The organism is Chloroflexota bacterium (genome assembly GCA_026708035.1).
Lineage (GTDB): Bacteria > Chloroflexota > UBA11872 > UBA11872 > UBA11872 > JAJECS01.
In genome coordinates, this window is the sequence record JAPOVQ010000006.1 from 188,028 (window position 1) to 201,143 (window position 13,116).

Annotated in this window: 12 protein-coding genes; 7 read left to right on the forward strand and 5 right to left on the reverse strand. The window is 69.0% G+C overall.

Annotated elements, in window-relative coordinates; genetic code table 11:
• Positions 1-99: 99 nt before the first annotated feature.
• Positions 100-861 (reverse strand): SDR family NAD(P)-dependent oxidoreductase, encoded by a 762-nt coding sequence (locus OXG33_02535; GenBank protein MCY4112802.1) that lies wholly within the window; start codon positions 859-861, stop codon positions 100-102.
• A gap of 540 nt (positions 862-1,401) precedes the next feature.
• On the opposite strand from OXG33_02535, the gene OXG33_02540 reads away from it, so the two are divergent.
• Positions 1,402-2,370, forward strand: coding sequence for a dihydrodipicolinate synthase family protein (locus OXG33_02540; GenBank protein MCY4112803.1), 969 nt, complete (start codon positions 1,402-1,404; stop codon positions 2,368-2,370).
• Positions 2,371-2,386: 16 nt separating this feature from the next.
• Here OXG33_02540 and OXG33_02545 read toward each other — a convergent pair whose 3' ends face one another.
• On the reverse strand, positions 2,387-3,157 hold the full coding sequence (locus OXG33_02545) for an SDR family NAD(P)-dependent oxidoreductase (protein ID MCY4112804.1): 771 nt from the start codon (positions 3,155-3,157) through the stop codon (positions 2,387-2,389).
• Between the two features lie 30 nt (positions 3,158-3,187).
• A complete protein-coding gene (locus OXG33_02550; protein MCY4112805.1) occupies positions 3,188-4,339 on the reverse strand; it encodes an alanine racemase in 1,152 nt (383 codons plus the stop codon).
• A 258-nt stretch (positions 4,340-4,597) separates the two neighbouring features.
• Here OXG33_02550 and OXG33_02555 point away from each other — a divergent pair, with 258 nt between their 5' ends.
• From OXG33_02555 to OXG33_02575, 5 genes are all read left to right on the forward strand, one after another.
• Entirely contained in the window at positions 4,598-6,088 is a 1,491-nt protein-coding gene (locus OXG33_02555; protein ID MCY4112806.1) for a CoA-acylating methylmalonate-semialdehyde dehydrogenase, read from the forward strand.
• Positions 6,089-6,109: 21 nt separating this feature from the next.
• A complete protein-coding gene (locus tag OXG33_02560) occupies positions 6,110-6,784 on the forward strand; it encodes an O-methyltransferase (protein ID MCY4112807.1) in 675 nt (224 codons plus the stop codon).
• Between the two features lie 58 nt (positions 6,785-6,842).
• The gene (locus OXG33_02565; protein MCY4112808.1) at positions 6,843-7,595 is read left to right on the forward strand and encodes an aldolase/citrate lyase family protein; all 753 of its coding nucleotides are present in this window, start codon (positions 6,843-6,845) and stop codon (positions 7,593-7,595) included.
• 6 nt (positions 7,596-7,601) lie between these two features.
• Positions 7,602-8,384 (forward strand): aldolase/citrate lyase family protein, encoded by a 783-nt coding sequence (locus OXG33_02570; GenBank protein ID MCY4112809.1) that lies wholly within the window; start codon positions 7,602-7,604, stop codon positions 8,382-8,384.
• A 200-nt stretch (positions 8,385-8,584) separates the two neighbouring features.
• Positions 8,585-9,355 (forward strand): GNAT family N-acetyltransferase, encoded by a 771-nt coding sequence (locus OXG33_02575; GenBank protein MCY4112810.1) that lies wholly within the window; start codon positions 8,585-8,587, stop codon positions 9,353-9,355.
• 161 nt (positions 9,356-9,516) lie between these two features.
• Here OXG33_02575 and OXG33_02580 read toward each other — a convergent pair whose 3' ends face one another.
• On the reverse strand, positions 9,517-10,485 hold the full coding sequence (locus OXG33_02580; protein ID MCY4112811.1) for a quinone oxidoreductase: 969 nt from the start codon (positions 10,483-10,485) through the stop codon (positions 9,517-9,519).
• Between the two features lie 98 nt (positions 10,486-10,583).
• Between OXG33_02580 and OXG33_02585 the strand changes: the two genes are divergently transcribed.
• The gene (locus tag OXG33_02585) at positions 10,584-11,792 is read left to right on the forward strand and encodes an MFS transporter (protein ID MCY4112812.1); all 1,209 of its coding nucleotides are present in this window, start codon (positions 10,584-10,586) and stop codon (positions 11,790-11,792) included.
• A gap of 157 nt (positions 11,793-11,949) precedes the next feature.
• Here OXG33_02585 and menC read toward each other — a convergent pair whose 3' ends face one another.
• Positions 11,950-13,062: an o-succinylbenzoate synthase gene (gene menC / locus OXG33_02590; protein ID MCY4112813.1), complete on the reverse strand. Its 1,113-nt coding sequence runs from the start codon at positions 13,060-13,062 to the stop codon at positions 11,950-11,952.
• Positions 13,063-13,116 lie beyond the last annotated feature (54 nt).

The following is a 13,116-nucleotide window of genomic DNA, read 5'->3' on the forward strand; positions in this document are numbered from 1 at the left end:
CTTCGCTCGAAAAGACATGAGCAGGGCCATTGCTTCGACCTCGAAATTAAACGCCGAACGTGTATAAAAACCCCTGCCCGAGGTCCGCCCGCAGGCGCCCTACCAGTTGCCGTTGACCACCCAGCCGCCGTCGGCGAAGAGGCAATGGCCGGTGACGAAGCTCGACTCATCCGACGCCAGGAATACGGCCGCCGCGGCGATCTCCTCGGGGGTCCCCAGGCGCCCGGCCGGGACACGCAACAGCAGCGGCGCGATGGCCTCGTTGCCCTCCTCGCGGGCGCCGCGGAAGAGGGGCGTGTCGGTATAGCCGGGGCCGATGGAGTTGGCCCGCACGCCATGCTCCGCCAGCTCGACCGCCATGACCTGCGTGGCCATGATGACCGCGGCTTTCGAGGTGCAGTAGGCGATGCGCTCGCTGACCGCCAGACCGCCGTATATCGAGGCGATGTTGATGATGGAGCCGGCGCCGCCGGCCACCATGCGGCGGGCCGCCGTCTGGGCACTGAAGACGACGGCGTCGAGATTGAGGTCCATCAAGCGGCGCCAGTCCTCGCGCGTGTGGTCGAGGAACATGGCTCCTATCGAAACGCCCGCGCTGCCGACCCAGACGGTGAGGCCGCCGAGGTCGCTCACGACGCCGTCGACAAAGTTGTCCAGGTCTTCCTGCCGGGTCACGTCGATCGGCATGTCCACGGCGCGTCGGCCGAGCGCCCGCACCTCGTCGGCCACGCCGGCGGCCCGTTCCGGATCGAGGTCGCCGATCGCGACGTCCGCTCCCTCGCGCGCGAATGCCAGCGCGCAGGCGCGGCCAATGCCCGAGCCGCCGCCGGTGATGGCGGCGATCTTGCCCTCCAGCCGCATGTTCAGCCTCCTTCGATCTTGGGGTGCACGGTTTGGCTGCCGCATTGTCGCGAGAATTCGCGGACGGCGGGGATGAGTCCGGAATCTCCCTCACCCTATCCCTCTCCCACGGTGGGGAGAGGGGACCGGATCGACCACCGGCCGGTGGACGGCGTCCTTCGGTGGCCCACGCTGTGTGCAGCGTGGGAGCGGCCGTCCCCCTCACCCTATCCCTCTCCCACGGAGAGAGGGGACCAGACCCGAACAGCGACGGGCTTGCTCGGTGGTCCCCAGCGGGCAAGACCAGGTCCGCGTAGGGGCAGCCCTCGTGGCTGCCCAGTTCGACCCGGACTGGCGCCCACTAGGGGCGCCCTACAAAGGCGGAGCGTTGCAGGGCCTGGATTCCGGCTTTCGCCGGAATGACGAGGGGTTAGGCCAGCGACTAGCAACTGCGTCAGAAACGAACGGGCGGCCCCTCCCAGGCGCTATCCTTTGCGCAAGCGACGAGCAGCGCGCGGCCGGGAGCGGCCGCCGACGCACCCCTAAACCGGAGGATGTCCCATGCCCCCTAGCAGCGAACGCGCCATACAAGAGTTGCGCGGCCCCGCCGCCCTGGTGATGGCGCCGTTCGACGACGACTTGAGGCTGGACCTTGACGCCCTCACCTCGAACATCCAATTCCTGCTGGACGGGGGACTCGAGACCGGCAAGGGATTCATCATCTCGCCGTGCGGCAGCGGCGAGTACCTGACCCTCTCGCCGTCGGAGCACCGCGACATGGTCGCGGCCTCGGTCGAAGCCGCCGCGGGCAAGATCCCGGTGGTGGCGGGCGCCGCGAGCCTGAACCTGGACGAGGTGATCGCCCTCTCACGGGGCGCGGTGGACGCCGGCGCGGAGTACGTGATGATCTCCCCGCCCTGCTACTACCCGATCAGCCAGGAGGGCATGTACGAGTGGTACCGGATCCTCACCGAGTCGATCGACGCCGGGATCATGATCTACGACCAGTCCTGGCGGCAGGACATCGGCACGTCCCTCGGCGTGGAGCTCATCGGGCGGCTGGCCGAGTTTCCGGGCATCGTGTCGCTCAAGTACGGTGCGCCGAACATCATCGAGCCCATGGTCGAGGCGCTGGATCGCTACGCCGACCGGTTCGCCTTCATCGACAACTCGCTGGGCTACACCTCCACGCTGGCCTACATGCACGGCGCCAGCGGGTTCATCTCCGGACCGGCGACCTGGTGGCCCGAGTTCGAGCTGGAGTTCTTCCGCCTGCTCGAGGCCGGAGACTTCGCCGGCGCGGACCGCTGGCACGCGAAGATCGGGCCCTACATGTGGCTGCACCAGAGCGAGGGCGGCCCCGGATGGCGGGAGCTGCAGGACTCGGCCATCATCAAGGCCGCGTTGGACTTTGTGGGGCTGCACGGCGGACCGACCCGGCCACCGTTCCGCGGCGTCAACGACGAGGAACGACTCGTGATCAATGCGGTTCTCGATGACCTGGGCGTGCGGCAGGCGGTGCCTGTCTAGCGGCTGATCCGCGCGGTCAGCCTTGCCCTAGTGCGATGCGCACGTCTTCGGTCGTGTCGCGGAGCACGGTTGGCCGAATCGAGATTTCCTCGATGAGCGTGCGCCCGGGCGTGGCGGCGCAGAAGACGATGGCGTCGGCGACGTCGTCGGCCCCGATCATGGTGGCGCGGTCCTCCGCCGTCGGCGGGCGCGGTCGCTGCGCGAGCAGCGGCGTGTCCACCTCGCCGGGCAGGACCGTGCAGGCGCGGATACCCCGGTTGCGGAACTCGGCGTTGACGCTGCCCATGTAGTTGAGCAGCGCCGCCTTGGACGCCGCATAGGCCGCGCCGCCCAGCGGCCCCGGGCTGTAGACCGCGAACGACGCCACGCTCACGATCGTGCCGCCGCCGCGCTCGATCATGCCGGGAATCAGCCCACGGCAGAGGATCGCCCCGGCGGTGACGTTGATGCGGAAGAGCTCATCGAGGGCGGCGTCCGCCGTCGCCGAGCTGCGGTGGGGCGAGTTGGCGCCGGCGTTGTTGACCAGCACGTCGACCCCTCCCAAGGTCTCCGTCGCCCAGCACGCGAGCGCCTCGACCTGGGATGGGTCCATGAAATCCGCGACGTAGGTCGGGACCTCGGCGCCGCTCGCGTCAGCGACGGCGGCCGCGGCGACGGCCAGGCGATCGGGGCTGCGGCTGGTGAGCGCCACCCGAGCGCCGGCGCGCACGAGCCCGAGCGCGGCGGCGGTGCCGATGGCGCCTCCGGCTCCCGTGACCAGCGCGACCTGACCGTCCAAACGACCCATGCGTCCCTCCGCCGTGGCGACCGCGGACCGCTACTGGCTGCGGCCGCGCGCGGTGACGTGCCAAACGGCCTCAACGATACCCTCCCGCGCGGCGAAGGCATGGTCGTAGAGATTGACGCAGGGACAGATGTGGTTGGGAATGACGCGCAACGTCTGACCGATGGCGAAAGCGCTCGCGTCCGGCGCGGCGATCACGCCGTGCTCGTCGGACACGCTGGTGATGACGGCTTCCGGATGGCCTACCACCATGCCGTGACCGGTGTTTGCCAGCACGCCGGGGCCGCGACGGTCGGAGGTGAGCGCCTTGGCGCCGGCGTCGATGACCACCCGATCGGGCGCCGGCAGGTTCACCACCGTGGCCAGCACCGTCGCCGCGCACCACTCGGTGTGCCCCAGCAGGTGCGCGTGCGACGCGTCGTTGAACACGGCCGTGCCCGGGCGCAGCTCGTCGATGGGCGCGTGGAACGACTCGAGCAGGAACGACGGCGACGAGCCCATGCTCACCTCGCACGGAGCACGGGTCGCAGCCCGGATCGCGTCGGCGACGCCGGTCATCAGCTGCTGGGACTCCGCGGCGGCGGCATGGACGCCGGCCGGATCCGCGGCCTGATAGTCATGCCCTTCGTGGGTGTAGATGCCGCGCAGGTTGAGGCCGTCGGTGTCGAGCGTCTGCCGCGCGAGTTCGACGGCAGCCTCGGCAGTCGCAACGCCGGTGCGACATTGGCCGGTATCGATCTCGATTGACACGTCGATCGTCGCGCTCGCCGACGCGAAGGCCGCGCCGAGCATCCGCACGTGCTCCGCATGATCGACGCCCACGGCGAGGCGGGTGCGCTCGGCGAGCTCCACGAGGCGAATCAGGCGCGACGCGCCGACGACCTGGTTGGCGATGAAGATGTCGTCAAAGCCGGCGTCGGCAAAGGCCTCGGCCTCGCCGACCTTGGCGCAGCAGATGCCCTCGGCGCCCGCCTGCCGCAGACGCGCCGCGACCGTCGCCATGCGGTGGGTCTTGACGTGCGGACGCAGCCGCGAGCCCGCCGTGCGCGCGGTGGCCACCATGCGCGCGATATTGGCGTCGAGCACGGCGAGGTCGATCACCAGCGCCGGGGTTTCGAGGTCCGCCACGGCTCGCCCGACGGCGGCGGAAGGCTCCCGGCTGGAGAGCACGGCTTCGGACGTCATGGGTCTTCGGCGCGGTCCTGCGCTGGCCCGAGTGTACGGCCTGAGGCGCACGTGTCGGTCGTTCGGTGTAGGGGCAGCCCTTGTGGCTGCCCGGTTCGAGTCCGAGGGGCGCCCACAAGGGGCGCCCCTACAAGGCACTGCGCGATGGCGCGATGCCGTGGGCCAGGCGCCGGATGTCGTACCGTTCGATACGTGGATCGGGAATCATATGGGCAGCACCACGCATGAACGTCACGGGTGGTCGGAGGTTGGGTCGGCATGGGCGCTGAGGTCAGGCGGCTGAGCAACTGGATCAATGGCGAGTGGGTGGAATCGGCCAGCACCGATCGCCTGGACGCCGACAATCCGGCGACGGGCGAGGTGATCGCGAGCGTCCCGCTGTCGACCGAGTCTGAGATCGACGCGGCCGTGCAGGCGGCCAAGGCGGCCTTTCCGGCCTGGCGCGACACCCCGGCCGTCGATCGCGGACGGGTGCTATTTCGGCTGCATTCGCTGATGCGGGACCGGTTCGAGGAGCTCTCCCGCACCGTGACCATCGAGAACGGCAAGACGCTGGAAGAAGCCCGAGGAGAGGTCTTGCGGGCCGTCGAAAATGTCGAGGTGGCCGCAGGAATCCCAACCTTGCAGCAAGGCTCGTTTTCCAGCGACATCTCGGCGGCCATCGACGAGCACTCGATCCGCGAACCGCTGGGCGTATTTGCGCAGATCGGACCGTTCAACTTTCCAGCGATGGTGCCCTTCTGGTTCGCGCCGCTGGCGGTGGCCTGCGGCAACACCTTCGTGACCAAGCCCTCGCAAAAGACGCCGCTGAGCCAGACGCTGCTCACGGAGCTGACGGCGGAAGCGGGATTCCCGCCCGGAGTGATGAACCTGGTGCATGGCGAAGGCGAGCAGGCGCAGGCGCTGAGCGCGCATCCCGACGTGGCCGGGGTGTCGTTCGTGGGCTCGACGCCGGTGGCGCGGGCGGTGTACGAAACCGCCACCCGTCACGGCAAGCGGGCGCAGTGCCAGGGCGGGGCGAAGAATCACCTGGTGGTGCTGCCGGACGCCGACCTGGACGCCGCGATTCCGAATATCTGCGGTTCGACCTATGGCTGCGCCGGCCAAAGATGCCTGGCCGGGTCGGTGGTGGTGACGGTGGGCGACGTGCGCGAGGAGCTCACGGAACGGCTGGTCGAAGCAACATCTTCAATTCGGTTGGGTGACGGGCTCGATCCCGACACGGGCATGGGCCCGGTGATTTCCGCCGAGTCGCGCGACCGCGCGTTCACGTATATCGATCAAGCGATCAAAGGCGGCGCTGAAATGCTGCTCGACGGGCGCGGCGCGACGGTCGAGGGGCTGCCGGGCGGCTATTGGGTGGGCGCGACGGTGCTGCACGAGGTGACCCCCGACATGCCGGTGGTGCGCGACGAGATCTTCGGGCCGGTGGTGAGCCTGATGCACGCCGAGACGCTGCAGGACGCCATCGACATGGTAGAAGCCAGCCCCTTCGGCAACGCCGCCACGCTCTACACCAACAGCGGCGGCGCGGCGCGCGAGTTCACGCGGCAAGTGAACGTCGGCAATGTCGGCATCAACGTCGGCGTGGCGGCGCCGATGGCCTTCTATCCCTTTGGCGGACGCAAGCAATCGTTCTTCGGCGACATCCACGCCCAGTCCACCGAGCTGGTGCGGTTCTACACCGACCCGAAGGTCGTGATCACGCGCTGGCCGGACAAGTCGGACGGCCGGGACCCGTGGGACTGAGCGCGCGGGAGGAGCGGCCCAATGGCGCATGAGTATCGCCACTCCGGCGAGCGGCACATTCGCGATAGCGCCTACCTGGAGCGCATCCACCCCGACATCGGTCCCGTGCTGCTCGGCATGGAGGCCGAGGCCGACCGCGACGGCCTGCCGATCACGGAACGGCCGAGCACGCGCCTGCTGTCGCTGGTCGTGCGAGCCATGGGCGCACGCCGCGCGCTGGAGATCGGCACCAACATCGGCTACTCGGCCATCGCCATCGCCTCGGCGCTGGGCGACGGCGGCGAGCTGGTCACGCTGGACATCGACCCGGAGATGCATGAGCGTGCGCGCGTCAACGCGGATCGCGCGGGGGTGGGCCATCGGGTAACGCTGGTCACCGGACCGGCGCTGGAGACGCTCGCTGGAATCGATGGACCGTTCGACTTCGCCTACGTGGACGCCGACAAGGGCTCGTATCCGCAGTACCTCGATGCGGTGGTGGAGCGGCTGCGGCCCGGCGGCGTGGTGGCGCTGGACAACCTGCTGTGGCTGGGTCAGGCGGCGCACGAGCCGGAGGACAGCGACTTCCATCGCGAGTCGACGCCGATCATCCGCGCCTTCAACGAGGCCTTTCTTGCCGACACGCGGCTCGACAGCACGATCGTTCAGGTCGGCGACGGCGTTGGGCTGGGCGTGAAGCGACCGTCTGTTGACTGATAGCCGGATGGCGCGTAGCGTCGCGCCGCGGAACGTGCGTGCCTGAAGGAACTTCCCGATGCTGACCAATCGCGCGAAGCAGCGGCTCCAGAGCGGCAAGGTGGCGCTCGGCGTCAGCTGCGGGATGGGCGCGCCGTTTCTGGCCGAGGTGCTGGCGCGCGCGGGGTTCGACTGGGTGATGGTCGACAACCAGCACGGCATGTGGGACCGGCAGTCCTCGTCCCTGGCCATGATGGGCGTGCGGGCGGGCGGGTCGACGCCCATGGTGCGCGCGCCCGAAAACGACTACTACGCCATCGGCCGGCTACTCGACGAGGGCGCATTGGGCGTGATCGTGCCCATGGTGGAGAACCGCGAGGAGGCCGAGCGGGTGGTCCAAGCCTGCCGCTATCCGCCCGTCGGCAGCCGCTCGGACGGCGTCAGCGGCGCGAGCGTGTACGGCCCCAGCTATCGCGAGCAGGCCAACGACGAGATTCTGGTGGCGATCCAGCTCGAATCACGCGAGGCCATCGAGAGTGCCGACGCAATCATGTCGGTGGAGGGAATCGACGCCTGCTGGCTCGGACCGGCCGACCTGGCGAACTCGCTGGGCCACGCGCGCAACACGCCCGAGCACGACGCGGCGGTAAACGAGATGATCGCGGCCTGCAAGCGGCACGGAAAGGCCGCGGGCATCGCTGCGGGCAGCGTGGAGCAGGTCGAGAAGTGGGTGGCGGCCGGCTGCACCTTCGTCAGCGCCGGCGGCGACAAGATCTACGTGGGAAGCAGTGCGGCGGCGGAGTTCAACGCCCTGGCGAGCTTACGGGAGTAACGAGACATGGCACGCATCGACTCATTGACCAATCCCGTCAAGGCCAAGCTGCGCCGCGGCGAGGTGGCCCTGGGCGTCGGTGTCGCGCTCGGCAGCCCAAACATCGTGGAGCTGCTCGCGCGGCAGGGGTTCGATTGGGTCTTGATCGACAATCAGCACGGCACCTGGGGGCGGGAATCCACCTCGGCGGCGTTCATGGCGGCGAGGGCCGGTGGCGCGGTGCCCATTCCCCGAGTGCTCAGCAGCGAGTACACCGCCGTCGGGCACCTGCTCGACGAGGGCTGCACCGGGATCGTCGTGCCGATGGTGGATTCGCCCGAGGAGGCGGAGCAGGTCGTGCACGCCTGCAAGTATCCGCCCGCGGGCGGCCGGTCGCTCGGCGCGGCGGGGGCGATTGCGCAGTGGCCGGAGTACATGAACCGGATCAACGACGAGCTGCTCATCATGGTGCAGATCGAGTCCAAGCAGGCCGCCGAGGCGGCCGACGAGATCATGGCGGTGGACGGCGTCGACGGAACCTGGGTCGGCCCGGCCGACCTTGCCGCGTCGATCGGGCACGCGCAGGGAAGCACGGAGCACACGGATTGCGTCGTCGGCGTGTTCGAGGCCTGCCGGAACCAGGGCAAGATTCCGGGCATCTCCGCCGGCCCGCCCGACTCCGCGAAGCGCTGGATCGAGCACGGGGCGCGCTTCGTCACCCTCGGTGCCGACGTGCTCTACGTGCTCCAGGGCGCGCAGGCGGAGCTGGAGGCCTTCGGCCGCGAGCCGGGCTTGGGCGACTGGTCGTAGCCCAAGCGTCCGCGCCTCTGGCTCACCAGGGTGTCCAACCGTGAGATCAAGTCCCGTTCGTGGTGAGCCCTTCGGCAGGCTCAGGACAGACTCCGTCGAACCACGCCCTTGGACCAGCCCAGAGCCTGCCCCGTGCTTGACACGAGGGCGAACGGATAGCCGCCGCTCCCCCGACATCCAAAGCCGAAGCTAGCCACCCGATGAGACCTGGGAGCCAGGGTCCGGGGCCGCTGAAGGTCGATGAGGTCCGCAGGCTCCTACAGGCAATCGATGAAACGCCTGAGACGGTCATCCCGATCCACTTGCTGCGCTTCGGGACGAGCCAGGCCTACGCCGTTGGAGACGCGGGATCGCCTGACGCGGTGGTCGTGCAGAGAGACAGCCTGCCGGAGGAGCCGTTCGGACTAGGGACCAATGCGCAGGGGCTCTGGGACCTGCTGCGCGGCCTCGACGGTTGGACGTGCGTGGAAGTGGTGCCGGCGGTGGCTCCTCGGCTGGGCGCGCTGATGAACGAAGCCACGGGAGTTCGCGTCCGCTACTACGAGGGCGTCTACCACACTCTCACCGAGCCGGCGCCGGTATTCGAAGATTCGGCAGTCCGGCAATTGGGCATCCGTGACGCCGGCCTGCTGGCCGGCTACGGAATACACGGCGGAGACTTCGGCAGCTTGTCCAGGCTGTTGCTCGAGGGTGTGGTCGCGGGCGCGGTGGTGGATGGCCAAGTTGTCGGAACGGCCCACACCAGCGCCGTCATCGACCGATACGCCGACATCGGGGTCGAAACGCAGGGAGCCTGGCGCGGGCGAGGATTCGCCACGGCCGCCGCGTCCATCGTGGCGAGGCGGGTCCAAGAGCAAGGTCGAATCCCCGTCTGGAGTTGCGGCGAGGACAACCTGGCGTCGCTCCGAGTCGCCGAGAAGCTGGGGTTCGAGGAAGTTTCCCGCCTCACCTACGTGATCAAGGGGACCTGAAGCGATACCAGTCGCGCCCCGCGTGAATCGGGGGCAGGCTCACCTCCAGGTTTCCCATGCGCCTCCAGATTCAACCGGACTGGATTCCGGCCTTCGCCGAAATGACGGCGGGGTTACACATTGGCCTCTTTCCAGGGGATAGGGACCCGGTGCAAAGTCTCCTACGGAATCAGCAGCAGCTTCCCGGTCGTGGCGCGGCCTTCGAGGTCGGTGTGGGCTTGCGCGGCGTCGGCCAGGGCGTATTCGCCGTGGATCTTCAGCTCCAGCGAGCCGTCCGCGACCCAGCCGAGCACGGACGAGGTGCGCCAGGCGAACTCTTCGGAGGTGATGAGATGGTGCCCAAGGCTCGGACGCGCCAGGAATAGCGAGCCCTTCTGGTTGAGGACCTGCGGGTCCATGGGCGGCACGGGCCCGCTGGCGGCGCCGAAGAGCACCATGTAGCCGCGCGGCTTGAGGCAGTCGAGCCCACGGTCGAAGGTGGCCTTTCCGACCCCGTCGTAAACCACGTCCACGCCGGTCCCGTCGGTGAGCTCGCGGACCCTGGGCAGGAAGTCCTCCTCGGTGTAGTTGATGACGTGATCCGCGCCAACGTCGCGCGCGACTTCCGCCTTGGCGGGCGTGCCGACCGTCGTGATGACTTCCGCGCCTGCTTTCTTCGCCATCTGAATGATCAGACGACCGGCGCCGCCGGCGCCCGCGTGCACCAATGCGGTGTGGCCGGCGCGCAGCGGAAAGCTCGACGTCGTGAGGTAGTGCGCCGTGCAGCCCTGGAGCATGACGGCAGCGGCGGTGCGGGTATCCAGCGCTTCCGGAATGCGGACCAGCCGGTCGGCCGCGACGGCCTGCAATTCGGCATTTGAACCGATTTCGGTGCCGTGCGCGACGCGATCGCCAGCCTCGAGCGTCGTCACGTCCGACCCGACCTCCACCACCACGCCCGCGCCTTCCATGCCGAGGGTGAAGGGCGGCTCAACCGGGTAGCGGCCGGTGCGCTGGTAGGTGTCGATGTAGTTCACCCCGGCGGCTTCGGTGCGCACCAGGACTTCGTTGGGCGCGGGCGACGGGTCGGGGATGTCTTCGTAGCTGAGCGCCTCGATGCCGCCCGGCGTGTTGACGCGAATGGCTTTCATGGGTGTGTCCTCTGCGGCGAGAAAACGCCAGCATAGGACGCGGCGCGGCAGCGCAGGAACGCGCGTGCCTTATATTCCGGCCCGTGCGCATCCCCGACGTGCTTCAAACGCTGCGCCCGCTGATCGCCGGCGTGTATCTGCCGGCGTTCCTGATGTTCTTCGGCGTCGGAATGCTGACGCCCACGCTGCCGCTGTTCGCGGCGGAGCTGGGCGTGAACTACACGCTGGTGACGCTGGCGGTGGCGGTGACCGGGCTGGGCACGCTGCTCTGGAACGTCCCGGCCGGTCTGCTGCAGGCGCGCTGGAGCGAGCATCGCTCGGCGATCGTGGGACTGCTGGCGGTGGCGGCGGCGACGCTGGCGATGGGCTTCACGCGCGACTACACCTTGGTGGTGGTCTTCCGCGCGCTGGCGGGAATCGGCATGGCGACCTGGACGATCTCGCGCATGTCGCACCTGGTGGCCGCCGTGCCGCAGCACCACCGCGGACGGGCGATGTCGCTGTTCGGCGGGATCATGCGTATCAGCCTGTTTCCCAGTCCCGCCATCGGCGGCGCATTGGCGGAGCTGGTGAGCTACGAGGCGTGCTTCCTGGTGGCGGGACTCTTTGCCGCCGTCGGTGTGCTGCCGATGCTGCTGATGCGGCACCGCGTCGAGCGGCCGCTGGGCAGCGTGCCCGCGCGGCACGTGGCGCCCGCCAGCCTGTGGGCGGTGCTGCGGGGGCACTGGCGCGACCTCGCGACCGCCGGCACGGGGCATGTGCTGGCGTCGGCCGTCCGCGCGGGACGACAGGTGATCATTCCAATCTACGGGGCATTCGTTCTCGGTCTGGACGCGGCGGAAATCGGCGTGGTGGTGAGCGCCTCGGCGGCCATCGACATGACGCTGTTCCCGGTTGCCGGCTACGTGATGGACCGGTTTGGGCGCAAGTTCACCAACGTGCCGTCCATGTTCATGCTCGGGGCGTCGATGGCCGTGCTGCCGCTGGCGCAGGACTTCGTGGGATTGATCGTGGTGGGGCTCTTCGCCGGCGTGGCCAACGGGTGGGGGTCGGGTGCCATGCTGACCCTGGGCTCGGACCTGGCGCCCCGCGAGTCGCCGGGCCCGTTCCTGGGCGTCTGGCAGTTCATGGGCAACACGGGCATGACCGGCGGGCCGCTGATCGTCGGCGTGGTGGCGGATGCCGCCGGTCCGGACGCGGCGCCGTTCTACCTGGCGGCGGCGGGGTTCGCCAGCGGGCTGATATTCCTGCTGTTGGTGCGAGAGACGCACCGGGTGCGAGGGCAGCCGGCGACGGCGTCGGCGTAGGTGGGGCCTTGGCGCCATTCGGTGCGGGCGGGTCTCAGACCCGCCTCTACCTGACGCTCAGTCCCACGCTGCACGCAGCGCGGGCCACCGGGCCGGTGTAGGGGTAGCCCTTGTGGCTGCCCGGATCGAACCGGACGGGCGCCCACTAGGGGCGCCCCTACGCGGACGGGGGCGTTACCACGGCATGTCGGGTGGACATACGTTCCAGTCGCTCCGGATCGGGTTCGGGAAGGCCCTCCGTAGCCGGCGCGAAGGTCAGATCCGGTTCGATCTCAAGCGCCGGCGCCGCCAGGTCCTGGCGGTAGAACTTCGACGACGGGAACAGGTCGCCGGGATAGGTGAAGTTGGGCAAGGTGGCCAACTCGACGCAGAGCGCCGCGCCCACGGAGCTCTCGAGCATCCCGCCGATCCATACCGGTATGCCGGCGTCGCGGCAGACGTCGTGCATGGCGACCGAATTGGTGAAGCCGCCCGCGCGGCCGGGCTTGATGTTGACGTAGTGGCAGGCGCCGATGCGGATGGCCTGCTCCACCATCTCCAGGTCGCGCGCGGATTCGTCCAGGCAAATGGGCGTCTCGATGGCTCGCGCCAGCTCCGCATGGTCGAGGATGTCGTTCCAGCCCAGCGGCTGCTCGATGAAGGCCAACCCCAGCTCGTCGATGGCCTCGAACGTGTCGAGGTCGTCGAGGGTGTAGCCCGCGTTGCAGTCGATGTGGATGAGGTGATTCGGAAACGTCGAGCGCACGGCACGCAGCATGTCGACGTCCCAGCCCGGCCGCACCTTGAGCTTGGTGCGCGGGAAGCCGGCGTCCACGGCCTGCTGCATGTTGCCGATCAGCATGTCGATGGAGTCCTGCACGCCGAAGTCGGCGCCGGCGATGACCGGGCGCGTCTCGCCGCCGAGCAAGCGGTGGACCGGCGTGCCGGTGATCTTGGACTCCAGCGTCCACCAGCACAGCTCGACCGCCGCCTTGGCGAACCCGTTGCCCTTGGCGAAGGCGAGCCGGTCGTGCAGGTCCCGGGCGGTGTCGTACTCACGCCCCACGACGTGCGGGCCGAACACCTCGGCCACCAGGTAGAAGACGCCGCCGGCGCACTCGTTCACGTAGTGCGGGGCAAAAAACGGGGTCGCCTCGGCCCAGGCCTCGTGGTCGCCGCTGGTGGCCTTCACGAGCACGGAGTCGATGTCGTGGTCCTCGCCATAGGCGGTCCGCCAGGGGTAGATGAGCGGCATTCGGACGTAGTAGACGTCCAGGCGGTCGATGCGCATGCGGGCCTCCTCTGATAGGCATGGTGACGGGACGGGACACGGGATGCAATAGGA

Coding starts and splice junctions, on each gene's coding strand:
- OXG33_02565 (MCY4112808.1), top strand. CDS start 6,843: ATGCTGACCAATCGCGCGAAGCAGCGGCTCCAGAGCGGCAAGGTGGCG.
- OXG33_02570 (MCY4112809.1), top strand. CDS start 7,602: ATGGCACGCATCGACTCATTGACCAATCCCGTCAAGGCCAAGCTGCGC.
- OXG33_02575 (MCY4112810.1), top strand. CDS start 8,585: ATGAGACCTGGGAGCCAGGGTCCGGGGCCGCTGAAGGTCGATGAGGTC.
- OXG33_02540 (MCY4112803.1), top strand. CDS start 1,402: ATGCCCCCTAGCAGCGAACGCGCCATACAAGAGTTGCGCGGCCCCGCC.
- OXG33_02550 (MCY4112805.1), bottom strand. CDS start 4,339: ATGACGTCCGAAGCCGTGCTCTCCAGCCGGGAGCCTTCCGCCGCCGTC.
- OXG33_02555 (MCY4112806.1), top strand. CDS start 4,598: ATGGGCGCTGAGGTCAGGCGGCTGAGCAACTGGATCAATGGCGAGTGG.
- OXG33_02545 (MCY4112804.1), bottom strand. CDS start 3,157: ATGGGTCGTTTGGACGGTCAGGTCGCGCTGGTCACGGGAGCCGGAGGC.
- OXG33_02560 (MCY4112807.1), top strand. CDS start 6,110: ATGGCGCATGAGTATCGCCACTCCGGCGAGCGGCACATTCGCGATAGC.
- menC (MCY4112813.1), bottom strand. CDS start 13,062: ATGCGCATCGACCGCCTGGACGTCTACTACGTCCGAATGCCGCTCATC.
- OXG33_02580 (MCY4112811.1), bottom strand. CDS start 10,485: ATGAAAGCCATTCGCGTCAACACGCCGGGCGGCATCGAGGCGCTCAGC.
- OXG33_02535 (MCY4112802.1), bottom strand. CDS start 861: ATGCGGCTGGAGGGCAAGATCGCCGCCATCACCGGCGGCGGCTCGGGC.